Genomic DNA, 18,066 nt, shown 5'->3' with positions numbered 1-18,066 from the left:
CGAAACGCCGATTCGCTACAGTCCGTTACGCTTGGCCTGGTCCCAGAATCCATCCAACTGATCAAGCGTCGCTTGCTCAATGGTCGTGCCCGTTGCAGCCAGCTGCGCTTCGATATACCTGAAGCGCCGTTCGAATTTGCTGTTCCCGGCCCGCAATGCGGTCTCGGCATCGACCTGAAGGTGGCGCGCCAGGTTGACCATACAGAACAACAGGTCGCCCACTTCCTCCGCCACAGCCTGCTGGTCTCCCGCCGCAACGGCCTGGCGTATCTCATCGAGTTCTTCCTGCACCTTGTCGACGACCGGCCCTGTCTCGGACCAGTCAAAGCCGGCACGGCTAGCGCGCTTTTGCAGCTTCTGCGCGCGGCTGAGCGCAGGCAACGCCTGTGGCACATCATCCAGCAGTGAAAGCTGCTGCGGCGCGCTCGCCTTGGCAGCGCGTTCTTCAGCCTTGATTTCCTCCCAACGGTGCTTGATCTGACCGGCATCCAGGCTGCGCGTACCGGGCGCCGTGTGCAGATTGCCGTCGGGAAACACATGCGGATGTCGACGTATCAGTTTGCGGGTGATGCCATCGACGACGGCGTTCCAGTCAAAGTGTCCGGCTTCCCGTCCCAGCTGAGCGTAATACACCACCTGGAACAACAGATCGCCCAGCTCCCCGGTCAGCTGATCAAAGTCGCCCTGGGCAATCGCATCCGCGACCTCGTAAGCCTCTTCCAGGGTATGCGGAACGATGGTCTCGAACGACTGTTCGAGATCCCACGGACAGCCGTGCGCGGGATCTCGCAGCCGCTGCATCAGGTACAGCAGGTCATCAAGGGTGTGTTGCGTGCGGCTCACGCCCGGTTCTGCTGACGGTTGCGCCAGGCCTCGATCACGTTTGGCAGCTGACTGATACGCCCCAGCAGCCGGCCCAGCAGGCTGAGGTTCGGGATTTCAACAGTCAGCAACATGGCCGCGCAGTTGTCTTCCTTGTTGGTCCGGGTACTGACTTCCAGCACATTGATCTTCTCGTTGGCCAACAGTTGCGAGACATCACGCAGCAGACCGGCCCGATCATAGGCTTTGATATAGATCTCCACCGGATAAGTCTGCACCGGCTTGCCACCCCAGCTGACCTCGATCAGACGCTCCGACACACGATCCTGCAATTGCATGGCTGTCGCACAATCCGCGCGATGCACAGTCACCCCGCGGCCCAGCGTGATGTAACCGATGATCGGATCACCCGGCACCGGCTGACAGCAGCCGGCCAACTGGGTAAGCAGGTTACCGACACCCTGGATATACACATCCCCACGCCGGCCATTGCGGTTCGCACGACGTGGAACCAGCGTCAGCTGATCGGAATTGCGATCCGGCTCGACCAGCTGCTGGGCGACATTGACCACGTGTGCAAGGCGCACATCACCGGAACCCACAGCGGCAAACAGGTCCTCCTGGCTGTTGATACCCAGGCGGTCAATCAGCTGCGCATAGTCTGCCCCGTTGAGGGCAAGCCGGGTCAGCTCGCGCTCGAGCATCAGCTTGCCGGCGACCACATTCTGCTCGCGGGCCTGCTGCTTGAACCAGTGCTGGATCTTTGCACGGGCGCGGGAGGTGTTCACGTAGCCAAGATTGGAGTTCAGCCAGTCCCGGCTCGGACTGCTTTGCTTGCCGGTGATAATTTCCACCTGCTCGCCGGTTTGCAGCACATAATTCAACGGCACGATACGCCCGTTGACCTTGGCCCCGCGGCAGCTGTGGCCTATTTCGGTATGTACCCGGTAGGCAAAATCCAGTGGCGTTGCACCCTTGGGCACATCCAGCACGTGCCCGTCGGGGGTGAACAGGTAGATGCGGTCCGGTTCAAAATCAACGCGCAGCTGTTCAGCGAGCCCGCCGATGTCGCCCATTTCTTCATGCCATTCAAGCACCTGACGCAACCAGGCGATCTTGTCTTCATAGGCATCAGAGGTCTGTTTGAGATCAGTACCCTTGTAACGCCAGTGCGCGCAGACACCCAGCTCAGCCTCTTCATGCATGGCGTGGGTGCGTATCTGCACCTCGAGCACTTTCCCCTCGGGACCGACCACCGCTGTATGCAGCGAGCGGTAACCGTTTTCCTTGGGATTGGCGATGTAGTCATCGAACTCGTTGGGGATATGCCGCCACAGGCTGTGCACGATTCCCAGCGCGGTATAACAGTCCCGCACCTGGGGCACCAGAATACGTACCGCACGCACGTCATATATCTGGCTGAAGTCGATGCCCTTGCGGCTCATCTTCCGCCAGATCGAATAGATATGCTTGGCGCGACCGGTGATGTCCCCGTGGATATTCGCCTCATCCAGTTCGGCGCGCAGCCGCGCCATCACGCCATCGATGTATTCCTGGCGATCGAGACGGCGTTCGTCCAGCAATTTAGCGATCTGCTTGTACTGCACCGGCTCGAGATAGCGGAACGACAGGTCCTCGAGCTCCCACTTGATGTGACCAATGCCCAGACGGTGAGCCAGCGGCGCGTAGATATCGAATATCTCGCGGGCAACGCGGTAACGCTTTTCTTCCGAGCTGTCTTTGGCCGCCCGGATGGCGCAGGTGCGCTCGGCCAGTTTGATCAACGCTACGCGGACATCATCGACCATGGTGATCAGCATCTTGCGCAGGTTTTCCACCTGCGACTGAGTGCCGAATGCGCTGGCCTTGCCCGGATTATGCGAGACACTGATTGCAGCCATACGCTGCACGCCATCTACCAGGGTAGCGACGCTGGGTCCGAGACGGCGCTCGACTTCGATCAGATCGGTTTTGTTCTCGCGTACAGCGCGGTAAATGACTGCCGCGACCAATGAATCCTGATCCAGCTTGAGATCAGCGAGGATGTCGGCCATTTCCAGGCCGGTCTGGTAGCTACTGTTGCCGTTGCCCCAGATATGCTCAGCGGCAATGGCCGCCTGTTCCAGTTCTTTCGCCCACTCGCATGATTCGCGCAGGCGGTCGGGTTGCGCCAGAGGGACGCGCTTTTCTATCCGAGCCATCCAGGCATCAAGGTCAACACTTCCATCAAGGTTGACTGGATAATCAGCTCTGACTTGTACCATTTTGGTTTTTTTCCTTGCCTGACACGAACAGTGCCATGGCTTCCACATGGGCTGTTTGCGGGAACATATCCATGACGCCCGCCTGAACCAGCCGATAACCCTTGCTTGCCAGAATACCCGCGTCGCGGGCCAGCGTGGCAGGGTTACAGGATACGTACAGAATCCTGCCGATACCTCGCTCGGCCAACGCGGCCACCAGTGTTTCGGCCCCGTCGCGCGGCGGATCCAGGAGAGCCGCCTGGTATTGCTGATCCAGCGTTTCGTTTGTGAACGGCTTCGACAAGTCGGCCTGATAAAAGTGCACCGCATTGAGGTGATTATTCTGCGCGTTCACCGTGGCGCGCTCGACCATCCTGGCGTCGCCTTCCACCCCTGTCACTTCAGCTCCCCGCTTCGCCAACGGGAGCGAAAAGTTACCCACTCCACAAAAAAGATCCAGTACCTTCTGTCCGGGTTTGGCATCCAGCCAGTCCATCGCCTGATTGACCATCTGCTGATTCATCACAGCATTGACCTGAGTAAAGTCGCCAGGTGCAAACGTGAAGCGCAAATCCTGCTCATCGAGCCGGTAAGCCAGCTCCGATGGAGCACCCTCCTGCCGACTGAAGCGCATCGCCTCTGTCTCACCCTGGAGCCACAGATCGATGTTGTGGCGGCTCGCCAGTTGTTCAAGAAGCGCCACGTCCTGTTCATCCAGAGGCCGAATGTGCCGCACCACCATTGCCGGCGCCTCGCCCCCAATCAGCTCAACGTGCCCCAAACCAGTACACGCCTTGAGCTGCTGCAAGGCGTTCGGCAGCTCCTTTACCAGCGCCTCAAGCGCCGGAATCAGGATCGGACACTCGTTGATTTCCACCAGCTCATTACTGGCGCTTTGCCGGTAACCGGTCTGCAGTCGCCCTGTGCGCTGATCCCAACGCACCGACAAACGGGTGCGTTGGCGATACCCATAGGCCGGCCCCCGTAGCGGCGGCATCCAGCGTTCCGGTGTTATACCTGCGAAATGTTGCAATTGCTGGACCAGAGCTTGTTGTTTCAGCTCTATCTGAGTGTGGTGAGCTATATGCTGCAGTGTGCAGCCGCCACAGATGTCCGCGTGCCGGCACCGCGGCGCCTGGCGCTCGGGGCTGGATTCCAGCAGTTTGTCGATTCGCGCCTCGATAAGCTTGCTGCGCGCACGGATAACCCGGCCAGTGACTCGTTCGCCTGGCAAGCCGCCTTCAACGAAGGTGGTCCTGCCCTGCCATCGACCGATACCGCGCCCGTCATGGCTGAGACGATCGAGCACCACCTCTATGCGCTGCCCGATCGCAGCCGGCGCATCAGTCGTGCGCCGCGCCCGCCCGTAGGAACGCTTCATGATTGTGCGTCAAACACACCGGTGGACAGGTAGCGGTCACCCCGATCACAGATGATGGCTACGATAACGGCGTTTTCGACTTCAGCCGACAAACGCAGCGCCGCAGCAACCGCACCACCCGAAGAAACGCCACAGAAAATGCCCTCTTCGCGAGCCAGCCGACGCATGGTGATTTCGGCTTCGTCCTGGCCCATGTCGATCACGCGATCAACCTGCGAGGCATCGAAGATGCTTGGCAAATAGGCTTCAGGCCAGCGGCGGATGCCGGGAATGGCGGCACCCTCCATAGGCTGCAGGCCAACAATCTGCACCGCCGGATTCTGCTCCTTGAAATAGCGCGATAAGCCCATGATGGTGCCGGTCGTGCCCATCGAGCTGACCAGATGCGTGATAGTGCCCTGGGTGTCGCGCCAGATCTCCGGCCCGGTGGTACTGTAATGCGCCTGCGGGTTGTCCTGATTGCCGAACTGGTCGAGCACCTTGCCTCGGCCTTCGCTCTGCATCCGCACGGCCAGATCGCGCGCCCCTTCCATACCCTCCTGCTGCGAGACAAGCACCAGCTCGGCACCGTAAGCCGCCATGGACGCCTTGCGCTCGCTGCTCATGTTGTCGGGCATGATCAGGATCATCCGATAACCCTTGATCGCGGCAGCCATTGCCAGCGCAATCCCGGTGTTCCCGGATGTGGCTTCGATCAGGGTATCGCCTGGCTGGATTTCACCGCGCTGCTCGGCACGCAGGATCATCGACAGCGCCGGCCGGTCCTTGACCGAACCGGCAGGATTGTTGCCTTCCAGCTTGACCAGGATGGTATTGCTGGTCTCACCTGGCATACGCTGCAGTCTTACCAGCGGAGTGTTACCGATAAAATCGGCAATGGTCGGAAATTCGATGCTCATCATCCACCCTTGCGGCCTCGCCCGGTCAAGCCGTGCGCAAGGCTGTGCTTTTGTGTCAGTCGGCATATGATACCGGCATCGGAGAGACGGATACACATAATGAACGAGATTGGCATCAAGGCCCGGATACTGGCGATGACGCTGGTTCCTGCTGGCATTCTAGCTCTCTCACTGGGGGTGTATTTCAGCTGGCAGCACGTGCAGGACCTGGACCGGCAACTGCTGGAACGGGGGCTGCTGACCACCGAATATCTGCAAAGCCCGGCCGCAGCTGCGCTGCTTGAAAACCAACCAGAACGTCTCAGACCGATGATGTCGGTAGCGCTGAACCATCGCGATGTCCGTGCCGTCACCCTCTACGATGCCGATATGCAGCGTCTTGAGCACAGTGGTCCGCAGATGCACACCCCGGATCGTATTCATCAGAGCGAGTTCGGTGCTGGATCAGGCCTGCAAGTCCAGGCAAGCAGCTCCAGCAGCCGATTCAAGTTGCCGTTGCTGGCCAGCCCCGACCTCACCGGGTTGCGCACTTCGCCTGCGGTGGAACCGGACGCGCTGCTGGGTTGGGTAGAGGTAGAACTCAGCCATGGCAATACCATTATCCGCCGCTATCAGACCGTGCTCAGCGCCTTGGTGCTGATTGTGCTGGGGTTGGTCGTTACTGGTGCAGTCGTGGGCCTGATGGGCCGGCGTATCACCCGCCCGATTGGTCAGATCAACCAGGCCATCAGCCGCATCAGCGAGGGGCGTCTGGATATTCGCCTGCCACCGCAAGGCAGCCGGGAGCTGAACGAGCTGGCCGAAGGCATCAACACCATGGCGCAGACTCTGCAAAGCGCGCAGGGCGAACTGCAGCAGAACATTGACCAGGCCACCGAAGATTTACGGCAGACGCTCGAAACCATCGAGATCCAGAACATCGAGCTGGACCTGGCGCGCAAGACCGCGCAGGAGGCCAGCCGTATCAAGTCCGAATTCCTGGCCAACATGAGCCACGAGCTGCGCACACCGCTCAACGGTATCCTGGGCTTCAGCAATCTGTTGCAACGCACCGAACTCAGCGGCCGGCAACAGGAATATCTCACCACTATCGAAAAATCGGCCGACAATTTGCTGGCGATCATTAACGAGATTCTGGATTTTTCGAAGATCGAGGCCGGCAAACTGGTGCTCGACAACCTGCCCTTCAACCTGCGTGACCTGATTCAGGACACGCTGACCATGCTCGCGCCGGCAGCGCACCAGAAAGGACTGGAACTGGTCAGCATCATTTATCGCGATACGCCGCTGGGCCTTAGTGGAGACCCGTTACGTCTCAAGCAGATCCTCGCCAACCTGGTGAGCAACGCCATCAAGTTTACCCATCGCGGGTCCGTCAGTGTGCGCGTGATGCTTGAGCAGGAAGACGACACCTACGCACTGCTGCGAATCAGCGTCACCGATACCGGGATCGGCTTGTCGCCGTCCCAGCAGAAATCCCTGTTCCAGGCGTTCAGCCAGGCGGATAACTCACTGTCACGCCAGAGCGGCGGCACCGGCCTTGGGCTGGTTATCTCCAAGCGGCTGGTTGAGCAGATGCAGGGGGAGATCGGACTCCACAGTCAGCAGGGCGAAGGCTCTGAATTCTGGTTGACCTTGCGCCTCGGCAAATCCAGCCAGGCGCTCGACGATCTGCCATCCAAGCCCCTGAGGGGCATGCATGCGGCACTGGTCGAGCCACAATTACTCAGCCGTCAGGCCATCATGCATAACCTTGAAGACATGGGCTTGCAGGTAAGGCTGTTCGATAGTCCTGAGGAGCTGCATATCGCGCTCGAAGCAGGCAATACACGCGTCGAGCTGGCTCTGCTGAGCACTGCCAGCAGCAGCACATCAGCCAAGGCCATCTTCGACATGGTCAGCTACTGGGCCGAGCAAGGCTGGTGCAAGACGCTGCTGTTCACCGATACCACGGAGCATTATCCCGAACTCGATTCGCTGCCCCGGGCGCAGTGCCAGATACTCTCCAAACCGCTGTGTACGCGAAAGCTGTTCCGTGCGGCCTCACAGCTTCTGCTCAAGCCAGCCCCCAGCATACCCGCGTTGAAGCCACCGCCTCGCTCGGCTTCGCCTGCCCTGCGTGTGCTTTGCGTGGATGACAACCCTGCCAACCTGAAGCTGGTCGAAGCATTGTTGACCGATATGGGCGCACAGGTGTTGCTGGCGACTAGTGGCGAGGAAGCACTGGAGGCGCTGGACCAGCAGGATGCCGGGCTGATTTTCATGGACGTGCAGATGCCCGGTATGGATGGCCGACAGACCACCATCGAGTTGCGCAAACGCGAAGCGCGCGCCCACAGTGCAGCCATCCCGATCATCGCGCTGACTGCGCATGCGTTACCCGGCGAACGCCAGCAGCTGCTGAAATGCGGAATGAACGATTACATCAGCAAGCCCATCGATCCTGAGCAGCTTCGTCATTGCATCCGCAAATGGACCGGTGTGGAGCTGCTCGCGCTGGATGGCCCCCCGCCCCCTGCGCCTGAACCGGAACCTGACGAAGCAAAAGACGGCGACGCTCGAATACTCGACCAGGCCGAGGGGCTTCGGTTAGCTGCCGGCAAAGCCGACCTTGCCGAAGATATGCTCAGCATGCTGTTGGCCGGCCTGCCAGAGGAATGCCGGCAGATTGAGGACGCAAGCCTGACCAACGACCAGCAGGCATTGCTGGAAGCCGTACACCGACTGCATGGAGCTACCCGCTATTGCGGGGTACCGGAACTACGGGAATGTTGTAACCGGGCAGAAACCCTGATCAAGCGAGGGGAACCCAGCCAACAGGCAATCGACGCATTGCTTGAGGCAGCCGGACGATTGCAGATCCGATATGCCGCCCTCGGCTCAGTCGACGTTTCGTAGCTGCTACGGTGATCCGTGCGCTTTACTGCGCCGACCAGATGGCGAAAGCGAGGGCCTGCTCACGCTCATCACTGAGCGAGAGCAGCATGCGTCCGCCGCCACGCTGCTCGAGCCACTGCGCGGCGACACCGCTCAGGAGCACCTGCGGCGCGCCGTTAGCGTCGTTGTCGATCTGCATGTCCTGCCATGACATCCCCTTGGCCAGTCCGGTGCCAAGGGCCTTGAGGATAGCTTCCTTGGCGGCGTAGCGCTTGGCCAGATAGCGCGCTGGCTGCGAGTGGGCCCTGAATCGTTCGAGCTCCACGTCGGTCAGGATGCGCCGCGCAAACCGTTCACCTTGCCGGCCCAGCGCCGCCTCGATGCGGCTGACCAGCACGATGTCCGTTCCGATACCGGTAATCATCGGGCGACAGAGGCATCCATGATCAATGCACGCATGTCTTTGACCGCCGTTGCCAGTCCGCAAAACAGGGCGCGGGCAATAATCGCATGGCCAATGTTGAGTTCGTTGATGCCGGGAATGGCCGCAATCGGCTCGACATTATGATAGTGCAACCCATGCCCGGCATTCACCACCAGGCCGAGCTTGCGCGCGTAGGCGACGCCTTCACGGATACGCTTCAGCGCAGCAGCCTGCTCCTCACCCTCGGTGTCGGCATAATGCCCTGTATGCAGCTCAATAACCGGTGCCCCCACCCGCCGTGCGGCTTCGATTTGTCGCGGATCCGCATCGATGAACAACGAGACCTCCGCACCATGCGCTGCCAGCTGTTCTACCGCCCGCTGGATCCTCGCCTGATCTGCGGCAATCTCCAACCCTCCTTCGGTGGTAAGCTCCTCACGGCGCTCCGGCACCAGACATACATGCGCAGGCCGGATTTCACGGGCGAAAGCGAGCATCTCATCGGTCACTGCCATTTCCAGATTCATCCGGGTCTGCAGAACCTCGGCCAACAGACGAACGTCGCGCTCCTGAATGTGGCGGCGATCTTCACGCAGATGCACAGTGATGCCGTCAGCACCTGCCTGCTCGGCGTCGATAGCTGCCTGAACCGGATCCGGATACCGCGTACCGCGGGCCTGACGCAGCGTGGCGATATGGTCAACATTCACACCAAGCAATACGCGCTGGGGATGGGTCACTGTGGGTCTCCTTTGGCAATAAATGGATGGCGAGTAAAAAGAGAACGGCTCGTCAGCGGGCGCTCACCCAGGTGCGGCGCCAGCGCCTGACGCATCAGCTGCTTCGCCGCCCGCAGTGTCTGCGGCTCGGCCCAGTCGTTGGCGGCCATGGCCAGCAAGGCGCTACCCGGCACGCCGCCATCGTTAACCGCTTCCAGAACGACCAGCCCCTGCTCTGCTTGCCATACGTAGCGGGCATCTGCGACGACCGGCTGACCCCTGGCATCCAGGGTCAAGCTGAAGCCATAACCGAGGCTATCGAGTAACTGCCATTCGAACTGACGCAGCACCGGCTCAACCGGCGCATTACCGGCAAGCTGTTCCAGAGCGTGTTGATAGGCCGCAAAAAGGACGGGTTGGGGATCACCCGGATAGACCAGGCGAACCAGTAACTCGTTGAGATACATGCCGCTGAACAGCGCATCGCCCTGAAGCAGAACGTAGGATCCGGCGGCTTCGGCCTGGGTCAGCGTCTTGAGCTCACCCCGTCCGGTGGTGGCGACCATCAGCGGCATGAAAGCTTGGGGCACCAGCGCCTTGCGCTGTCCCCGGGCGCCTCGCCAGACCGCCCGCTGCAGGCCCTGGTGAAGCGTAAACAGATCCACCAGCGCGCTTGTGTCGCGATAAGGTCGACTATGCAGGACGTAGGCAGGGCTGAGAGGACGGCTCATAGGATCTGCTTGAGTTGGAATAGTCGATTTACCCAGGGCGCGCCCTTACGCCGGACAGGCGGGGCAGCAGCCTTAAGGCTCGAAGCGATAGCCCAGCGAGCTGAGCGCGCGTTCATCATCGGACCAGCCACGACGCACCTTGACCCACAGATTCAGCATAATCTTGCTGCCGAACAGCTTCTGCATATCCATGCGAGCCTCCTGGCCAATCTTCTTCATGCGATCACCACCGTCGCCGATGATGATCTTCTTCTGGCCTTCGCGCTCTACCAGAATCAGCGCATGGATATGCAGAACCTTGCCTTCCTGCTTGAACTGTTCGATCTCCACCGCAACCTGGTATGGAATCTCGGCGCCTAGCTGGCGCATTACCTTTTCGCGCACCAACTCGGCAGCGAGGAATCGTGAGCTTCGATCAGTGAGCTGATCGTCCGGATAAAAATGCTCGCTCTCGGGAAGACGACTGGCGATCAATTCCTCGAGATGTTCGATATTGCGACCATGCAAGGCTGACACCGGTACGACCTCCGCCTCGGGCAGCTGGGTAGTCAGCCACTCCAGGTGCGGCAGTATCTCGCTCTTTTCTTCCATGCGGTCAACCTTGTTGACCACCAGCAGCACCGGGCATTTGACGTAGCGAACCTTGTCCAGAACCATCTGGTCCTCGTCGGTCCAGCGCGTCCGATCCACCACGAACAGCACGACATCCACGTCACGCAGAGCCTGGCTGGCGCTCTTGTTCATGAAGCGGTTGAGCGCCTTGTCATTTTCTTTATGCACACCGGGCGTATCTACATAGATGGCCTGCACGGCGTTCTCGGTCTTGATACCGAGCATGCTATGTCGGGTGGTTTGCGGCTTGCGTGAGGTAATCGCCAGCTTCTGACCGAGGATGTGGTTGAGCAACGTAGACTTGCCGACATTCGGTCGGCCAACAATCGCTACGTAACCGCAACGGGAAACTTCACTCATCCAACTTCTCCACGCCAAGGGCGATTAGGGCTTTTTCCGCTGCTTCCTGCTCGGCGCAACGACGGCTACTGCCAGCGCCGAAGGTTGGCTTGTCCAACGGAGCGACCTGACATTCGACCTTGAAGGTCCGGCAATGGGCTTCGCCGCTACTTTCGATTACTTCGTAACGAGGGAGTTCGCTGTGGCGCGACTGAAGATATTCCTGCAGCCTCGTTTTCGGGTCCTTGTTGTTGTCCACCAGGGTCAGCGAGGCGATATGTTCGGTCAACCAGAACAGCGTGCGTTCACGCGCCGTCTCCATGCCGCTATCGAGATATATCGCGCCAATGATTGCCTCCGTGGTATCGGCGAGGATGGATTCTCGCCTGAAGCCACCACTTTTCAGCTCACCCGAACCGAGGCGGAGAAACTCGCCCAGCTCGAAGCCCTTGGCCAGTTCGGCGAGCGTGACACCCTTCACCAGTCTGGCGCGCAGGCGGGATAGCTGCCCTTCCCGCGCTTGGGGAAAACGTTCGAACAACGCTTCCGCCGCGACAAAATTGAGGATCGAGTCGCCCAAGAATTCAAGACGCTCGTTATTGCGCCCCCCCAGACTACGATGGGTCAGCGCCAGAACCAGGAGATCCGGGTCCTTGAAGCTGTATCCAATTTTACGTTCCAGTCGGTCTAACTTATTGCTCACTTGATTGGTCTGACAATATGGGATTCATCGAAATGGACCAGCAGGTCCACGTTCTGCAGCATGGGCGCGCGCACGTCATACTTGATCAGCACAGTGTAAGTATCGGTGCCGCTGGCGTTTATCTTGATGGCCTCGGCTGCGTTGACTTCCCTGATACTGTTGATTTGCATGCCCTTGTTGATATGAGAACTGAGTTCGCGTAGCGAGCCGATCTTGATCGTTGGGTCTTCGTTGATCGAAGTGACGATCTTGCGCAACGCAAAGTGATCCATGTAGATCGGAACCAGCTTGACTGTCACCATCATGCCGAAAACGACCAGCGCTATGACTGCAAGCCAACTGAAAAAAGACATACCCTTCTGGGAATGGCGCATGATTTCCTCGCAACGTCCGTTGTTTGATTGTGTTTATCGCTCCCAGCCATGCCAGGACATCGGCCCGCGAGCGGACCCTGTCAGGCTATGCTGCGCTACATTCCTGAGCTACTCGGCGCAACTTTTGCGACGTACCGCCCAACTATCGCAATCAGGAAAATACCCCGCTCTCTCACCCGTTCCTGCGCACACCTATTTGATCAGCGATACGCTGGAAAAACTCGGCAAGTTCTTGAGCTTGGGCTCCGGCCAATGCATCCAAACTGCAAAGGCCTTACCGACAATATAGTTGTCAGGCACCATGCCCCACAACTCTTGGGGCATGTTCGGCGCATTCCAGTAGCGGCTATCGTTGGAATTATCACGGTTATCACCCACCATGAAGTAGTGCCCGTCGGGCACCGTCCACTGCTTGGGTGCCGGCGGCTGAGACAAGCGCTTGTGACGTATCTGATGCGTCACGTCGCCAAGCCGCTCTTCGAATATTTCAACCTTGGCAACAGCTTGAAGCGGATGCCCCGGCGGGATTTCATCGTCAGCACGGGTCTCGACCAGCTCGGTATCAACCAACTCGCCATTGATATACAGCTGCTTGTCGGCATAACGAACATGATCGCCAGGCAGACCTACGACACGCTTGATGTAATTAATACGCGGATCATTGGGATACCGGAAAACCATCACGTCTCCGCGCTGCGGATCGCCAACATCGATGACCTTGGTATCGACTACAGGTAAACGGACGCCATAGGCAAACTTGTTCACCAGAATGAAATCGCCCACCTCAAGCGTCGGCTTCATCGAACCTGAAGGGATCTGAAACGGCTCCACAAGAAACGAGCGCAGAATCAACACCACGGCAAGAACGGGGAAAAACGATTTACCGTACTCAACCAGTAACGGTTCCTTGTCCAGCTCCTGGATAATGTGCGGATCGGCATTTTCTGTCTGCTGGCGATAAGCGGCAATGGCCCGGCGACGGCGCGGGGCGAACCAGACAAAATCCAGCAGAGCGAGAAAACCGGCGACCGCAACAGCGATCACCAACAGGAGTGGAAAGTTGATATGCGTCATGTAGCGGACCGAGGTTCCTAATTATCGACTTTCAGGACGGCCAGGAAGGCTTCTTGTGGAATTTCCACATTACCTACCTGCTTCATCCGCTTTTTACCGGCCTTCTGCTTTTCCAGGAGCTTTTTCTTGCGGCTGGCGTCGCCACCATAACATTTGGCGATGACGTTCTTGCGTAGAGCCTTGACAGTGGAACGGGCGACCACTTGTCCGCCGATCGCTGCCTGAATAGCCACGTCGAACATCTGGCGGGGAATCAGCTCCTTCATCTTCTCGACCAGCTGGCGCCCCTTGAAAGCGGCGTTGTCACGATGCACGATCAACGCCAGGGCGTCGACCTTCTCAGCGTTAATCAGTACGTCCAGACGCACCAGCTTGGCGGCCTGGAATCGATCGAACGCATAGTCGAGCGAGGCGTAACCGCGGCTCACGGACTTCAGACGGTCAAAGAAATCCAGGACTACTTCATTCATCGGCAGGTCATAGACCACCTGCACCTGGGTGCCAAGGAACAGCATGTCATGCTGCACTCCGCGCTTCTCGACGCAGAGCGTAATGACACCGCCAAGATGATCCTGCGGAACCAGAATATTGGCGCGAACAATGGGCTCGCGCATTTCCTCGATCATCGACGGATCAGGCAAATGGGACGGGTTATCCACGTAACTGATGCTGCCGTCTTTTTTCACCACTTCGAAAACAACGGTCGGAGCGGTGGTAATCAGATCCAGGTTGTATTCACGCTCTAGACGCTCCTGGATGATCTCCATGTGCAACATGCCAAGGAAACCGCAGCGGAATCCGAAACCCAGTGCATCCGAGCTTTCCGGCTCAAAATGCAGGGAGGCGTCGTTCAGTGTCAGCTTCGACAACGCCTCGCGGAAATCTTCGAAATCGTCGGAGCTGACCGGAAACAGACCGGCATAGACCTGCGGCTTGACCTTCTTGAAGCCGGGCAGCATATCCACATCCGGCGTACTGGAAAGGGTCAAGGTGTCACCCACCGGAGCGCCGTGAATGTCTTTGATGCCGGCGATGATGAACCCCACCTCGCCGGCTTTCAGATCAGCCGTGGCCGTGTGTTTCGGGTTGAATACACCAACGCTGTCGACCTGGTGAATTTTGCCGGTGGACTTGACCAGGACCTTGTCACCTTTGCGAATCCGGCCGTGTTTCACACGGACCAGCGACACCACGCCCAGATAGTTATCAAACCAGGAATCGATGATCAGAGCTTGCAGCGGCGATTCCAACTCACCAACGGGCGGCGGGATGATCTCGATGAGCCGTTCAAGCACGTCTTCCACGCCTACACCGCTCTTGGCGCTGCACACCACGGCGTCAGTGGCGTCAATGCCGATAACACTCTCGATCTCGGCTTTCACCCGGTCAGGCTCGGCCTGCGGAAGATCGATCTTGTTCAACACCGGCATGACTTCGAGCCCCTGCTCGATGGCGGTATAACAGTTGGCAACCGACTGGGCTTCAACTCCCTGCGCCGCATCAACCACCAGCAAGGCGCCTTCGCAGGCAGCCAACGAACGACTGACTTCATAATGGAAATCGACGTGACCGGGGGTATCGATAAAATTCAGTTGATAGGTTTTGCCATCGCGGGCGGTGTAATACAGCGTGACGCTGTGTGCCTTGATGGTGATGCCGCGCTCACGCTCAAGGTCCATGGAATCGAGGACCTGCTCGGCCATTTCCCGCTCGGTCAGCCCTCCACAAATCTGTATGAAACGGTCGGCCAGGGTCGACTTGCCATGATCGATATGGGCAATGATCGAAAAATTTCGGATTAGGCTCAGGTCACTCAAAGCAAGGATCTTCCAGACAAGATTGCCAGACATGGCGATGGCGGGGAGGTTCCCCGAAAACAGCCCGCGAGTGTACCTGATAAGCGGCACCTGCGCCATGCTGCTGCAGGGTTAGCAGGCAGCGCCGGGCAAGCGCTGCCACACTGGATGCGGCGGTGTGTGCCGCCCTATTCAGCGAGACGGAAAGTGATATAGCTGGCCCGTCCCTGACGAATGACACGCATCGAAACAGAACGATTGGTTGGCAGCTTGTCGGCCAGATTCTCGAACTTCTCGGCCGAATCGACAGGCTGATTGTCGAGACTGGTGATGATGTCGCCGGGACGCAGACCAACCATCGCTCCAGGACCCTGGCGCACCTCGCGCACAACCACACCCGCTTCAACGCCGGTGTTCTGTTTCTGTTGCTCAGTCAGGTCCGCCACCATCAAGCCGAGCCGATTGGCTGCGGTTGCCGCGCTACCCGGCGCACTGGATCCAGACGCAGCGGCCATTTCTTCATCGTCAGGCAACGCACCTATGGTCATCTCCAATGTCTGACGCTTCTTGTTACGCATGATCACCAACTCGGCCGTCTCGCCCGGGCGAACCCTGCCTACGGCATGCGGGAGATCTGAAGAAAGAATGATTTCCTGGCCATTGAATTCAAGTATCACATCGCCGGCTTGCAACCCGCCCTCTTCCGCAGGGCCTTCCGGCATCACCTGGGCGACCAGCGCGCCCGCTGGCTTGCGCAGGCCAAATGATTCAGCGAGATCCTTGTTAACTTCCTGAATGATTACACCCAACCAGCCACGGCGCACGACTCCGTCTTTTTTCAGCTGCTCGGCGACGTCCATCGCCACATCGATCGGAATGGCAAAGGACAGCCCCATAAAACCACCCGAACGGGTAAATATCTGGGAATTGATGCCTACAACTTCACCGTCAAGATTAAACAAGGGTCCGCCCGAATTACCGGGATTGATCGCAACGTCTGTCTGGAGAAAGGGAACATAACTCTCATTGGGCAGGCTCCGCCCCTTCGCACTGACTATGCCGGCTGTAACCGAGTAATCGAAACCAAAGGGAGAGCCGATAGCCAACACCCAATCGCCAGGGCGAATATCCGCTGATTTGCCTATTCGCACTACTGGAAGATCTTCTCCTGCGTCGATCTTGAGCAGCGCCAGATCAGAGCGGGGATCAGCACCAATCAATTCCGCCTCGACCTCGCGACGGTCCGATAGCCGCACAAAGATTTCATCAGCCCCGTCGATCACGTGGTTGTTGGTGAGCACGTAGCCGTCTTTGGAAGTGATAAAACCAGAACCAAGCGATTGAGGGGCCTGACGCTGTCGGGGCGCCTGCTGGGGTATACCCCGCTCAAAAAACTCGCGGAACAACGGTGGCAAGCCTTCGAGATCAGGCATGCCGGGCGGCATCCCCCCCGCTCTAGTCGGGGCCGTTTGGCGAGTACTGATATTCACTACCGCAGGTGAGGCTTCTTCAACCAGGTCTGCGAAATCCGGCAGGCTCTGCGCCATCAGGGTGGACTGCCAGGACATCAGTAGCGTTCCGGCCGCCGCTAGTAGCCAGCGTTGCGCGATCGACATATGAACCAACTCCCATTGATTAGAACTCGGTAGATTGTTCAAGAAAAATATGAAGGGATCAACTCTGCACAACGGTCGACCGCTGGGGTCTTAACACGCGAGGTTGCAATGAGGGGTCGCCGACACTGCGACGGGAGTGCCAGCGGACAGCACCAAACCCGGCAAACAGGCCGGTAAATGCCGCGGCGATGGTAGCGGGCTCGCTCATACCCAGCATGCCGGCCAGCGAGCCAGAGGCAAACAGCCCAATCAGCGGAACCACGTAAACCCACAGGGAGCCACGCACCACAGCGTCTTCCGGGATACCGATGACGATCTCGTCACCGACCTGATACTCGCGGTCAGCAATGACCCGGATAAAACCCTGTCGAGCACCCGAGCCGAGCCGCTGCAGTAGCGCCTGCCCACAACCGGCCCGCGCCTGACAGGAGCCGCAGGTGCTGCGGCGGACGGTTTCGACCCAAACGGCACCCTCTTCCACGCTGAGAACGCGCCCCTGCTCCTCAATCATGGTGCTTGCAAGCCTTGCTCCGGCAACAGCGAGCCCACGATGCGTTCAGCGGTGGCAGGCGGAATCTCTCCGACAACAGTGGCCAGGAAAAGCCCTTCGGCAAGATTCAGCCTCCGGCTCACGGCTACGGTGGGGCCCAGTTGTGCCCGTAGATCTTCGGCTTGATGCTCTTCGCTCAAGGACTCGATAAACAGGGTGAAACGCGCCAGACCATCGGTATAAACCTGGCTGACAACCTGCCCATCACCCTCATTGATCAGCTGCGCCTGCTGGCCTTCGGCAAACCCGGGCGGCAGCCATGCCGGTTGCCATTGACTATCCGGAACCATGCTCTCGGCCTGCGCTGCCGTGAGCTCAAGGCATGCATTGCCCGCCGCCACTTGCCCGGAAGCAGCCGGATCAAGACTGAACGTAGCGAACTGGAAGCGCTCAAGCAGCGCCTGTCGCTCGTTCACCATCAACGACTTGAGCAGCAGCCCGGTATCCGAATCAAGATAGAATTCATAAGCATAACGATGGGAATCGCGCGGCCTGACAGCAACGACAGTTACCGGTCGAGAGGCTACGCGAGTCGCGCCAAGCACCTGAAGCTCATACCATTCTTCCAGCAATTCAGGTTGCTTGATGGTTTGTGGGGCTTCCTGGCTGGCGATAACTGGCCCGCCACTGGTGGAACACACCAGCTTGCCATTGCGGCGCAGCCATTCCTGATATTCGCCATCAGTCTGAACCAGACGTTCGGTTGTTGTGTCTTCACCAACCTGACGCCAGATTTCATGAGTGGTAAAACTACCGGTTCGTTCATAAACGAAGGCACCGTGAAAACTTTGTTTTCCGGCCGCCTCCGTCATGCGTGCCAACCAGCTCTGGGCTTCCCCTGCCATCGCCACAGGTGCTCCGAGGAGCATGGCGAACAACCAACAGGACCGCCTATGGACGCTCCCC

The 18,066-nt window shown here is 58.8% G+C and carries 16 protein-coding genes; 1 reads left to right on the top strand and 15 read right to left on the bottom strand.

Annotated elements, in window-relative coordinates:
- Window positions 1-15: 15 nt before the first annotated feature.
- Genes mazG through cysM form a run of 4 tightly spaced genes read right to left on the bottom strand, consistent with a single transcriptional unit; the run spans window position 16 to window position 5,345 of the window.
- Entirely contained in the window at window positions 16-843 is an 828-nt protein-coding gene (mazG, locus tag HG264_RS17610) for a nucleoside triphosphate pyrophosphohydrolase (RefSeq protein WP_256663718.1), read from the bottom strand.
- Window positions 840-3,086 (bottom strand): GTP diphosphokinase, encoded by a 2,247-nt coding sequence (relA, locus tag HG264_RS17605; protein WP_169408816.1) that lies wholly within the window; start codon window positions 3,084-3,086, stop codon window positions 840-842. Before relA ends, mazG begins: the two co-directional genes overlap by 4 nt.
- On the bottom strand, window positions 3,067-4,446 hold the full coding sequence (rlmD, locus tag HG264_RS17600) for a 23S rRNA (uracil(1939)-C(5))-methyltransferase RlmD (protein WP_169408815.1): 1,380 nt from the start codon (window positions 4,444-4,446) through the stop codon (window positions 3,067-3,069). The genes relA and rlmD overlap by 20 nt, the downstream gene beginning before the upstream one ends.
- Window positions 4,443-5,345 (bottom strand): cysteine synthase CysM, encoded by a 903-nt coding sequence (gene cysM / locus HG264_RS17595; RefSeq protein ID WP_169408814.1) that lies wholly within the window; start codon window positions 5,343-5,345, stop codon window positions 4,443-4,445. Before cysM ends, rlmD begins: the two co-directional genes overlap by 4 nt.
- 96 nt (window positions 5,346-5,441) lie before the next feature.
- On the opposite strand from cysM, the gene HG264_RS17590 reads away from it, so the two are divergent.
- Window positions 5,442-8,243 carry a response regulator gene (locus HG264_RS17590; RefSeq protein WP_169409197.1) on the top strand — a complete coding sequence of 934 codons (2,802 nt, stop codon included), beginning with the start codon at window positions 5,442-5,444 and terminating at the stop codon, window positions 8,241-8,243.
- A 22-nt stretch (window positions 8,244-8,265) separates the two neighbouring features.
- Here the strand turns inward: HG264_RS17590 and acpS are convergent, their stop codons facing one another.
- From acpS to HG264_RS17535, 11 genes are all read right to left on the bottom strand, one after another.
- Complete coding sequence (gene acpS / locus HG264_RS17585) at window positions 8,266-8,646, bottom strand: holo-ACP synthase (RefSeq protein WP_169408813.1); 381 nt, start codon at window positions 8,644-8,646, stop codon at window positions 8,266-8,268.
- A complete protein-coding gene (pdxJ, locus tag HG264_RS17580) occupies window positions 8,643-9,386 on the bottom strand; it encodes a pyridoxine 5'-phosphate synthase (RefSeq protein ID WP_169408812.1) in 744 nt (247 codons plus the stop codon). Before pdxJ ends, acpS begins: the two co-directional genes overlap by 4 nt.
- Window positions 9,383-10,096, bottom strand: coding sequence for a DNA repair protein RecO (gene recO / locus HG264_RS17575; protein ID WP_169408811.1), 714 nt, complete (start codon window positions 10,094-10,096; stop codon window positions 9,383-9,385). The genes pdxJ and recO overlap by 4 nt, the downstream gene beginning before the upstream one ends.
- A 72-nt stretch (window positions 10,097-10,168) precedes the next feature.
- A complete protein-coding gene (era, locus tag HG264_RS17570) occupies window positions 10,169-11,068 on the bottom strand; it encodes a GTPase Era (protein WP_150300657.1) in 900 nt (299 codons plus the stop codon).
- Window positions 11,061-11,750: a ribonuclease III gene (gene rnc / locus HG264_RS17565; RefSeq protein ID WP_169408810.1), complete on the bottom strand. Its 690-nt coding sequence runs from the start codon at window positions 11,748-11,750 to the stop codon at window positions 11,061-11,063. Before rnc ends, era begins: the two co-directional genes overlap by 8 nt.
- Window positions 11,747-12,124 carry a DUF4845 domain-containing protein gene (locus tag HG264_RS17560; RefSeq protein WP_169408809.1) on the bottom strand — a complete coding sequence of 126 codons (378 nt, stop codon included), beginning with the start codon at window positions 12,122-12,124 and terminating at the stop codon, window positions 11,747-11,749. The genes rnc and HG264_RS17560 overlap by 4 nt, the downstream gene beginning before the upstream one ends.
- A gap of 192 nt (window positions 12,125-12,316) precedes the next feature.
- Window positions 12,317-13,198 carry a signal peptidase I gene (lepB, locus tag HG264_RS17555; protein ID WP_169408808.1) on the bottom strand — a complete coding sequence of 294 codons (882 nt, stop codon included), beginning with the start codon at window positions 13,196-13,198 and terminating at the stop codon, window positions 12,317-12,319.
- A 17-nt stretch (window positions 13,199-13,215) separates the two neighbouring features.
- On the bottom strand, window positions 13,216-15,015 hold the full coding sequence (gene lepA, locus HG264_RS17550; protein WP_169409196.1) for a translation elongation factor 4: 1,800 nt from the start codon (window positions 15,013-15,015) through the stop codon (window positions 13,216-13,218).
- Between the two features lie 167 nt (window positions 15,016-15,182).
- Window positions 15,183-16,610 (bottom strand): DegQ family serine endoprotease, encoded by a 1,428-nt coding sequence (locus tag HG264_RS17545; RefSeq protein WP_169408807.1) that lies wholly within the window; start codon window positions 16,608-16,610, stop codon window positions 15,183-15,185.
- 58 nt (window positions 16,611-16,668) lie between these two features.
- Window positions 16,669-17,121 carry a SoxR reducing system RseC family protein gene (locus HG264_RS17540; RefSeq protein ID WP_169408806.1) on the bottom strand — a complete coding sequence of 151 codons (453 nt, stop codon included), beginning with the start codon at window positions 17,119-17,121 and terminating at the stop codon, window positions 16,669-16,671.
- A complete protein-coding gene (locus tag HG264_RS17535) occupies window positions 17,118-18,029 on the bottom strand; it encodes a MucB/RseB C-terminal domain-containing protein (protein WP_169408805.1) in 912 nt (303 codons plus the stop codon). The genes HG264_RS17540 and HG264_RS17535 overlap by 4 nt, the downstream gene beginning before the upstream one ends.
- Between the last annotated feature and the right edge of the window lie 37 nt (window positions 18,030-18,066).

The sequence above is a fragment of the Pseudomonas sp. gcc21 genome, assembly GCF_012844345.1.
GTDB lineage: Bacteria > Pseudomonadota > Gammaproteobacteria > Pseudomonadales > Pseudomonadaceae > Halopseudomonas.
The sequence above is the reverse complement of the archived record's forward strand: the minus strand, read 5'-3'. Positions and strand labels throughout refer to the sequence as shown.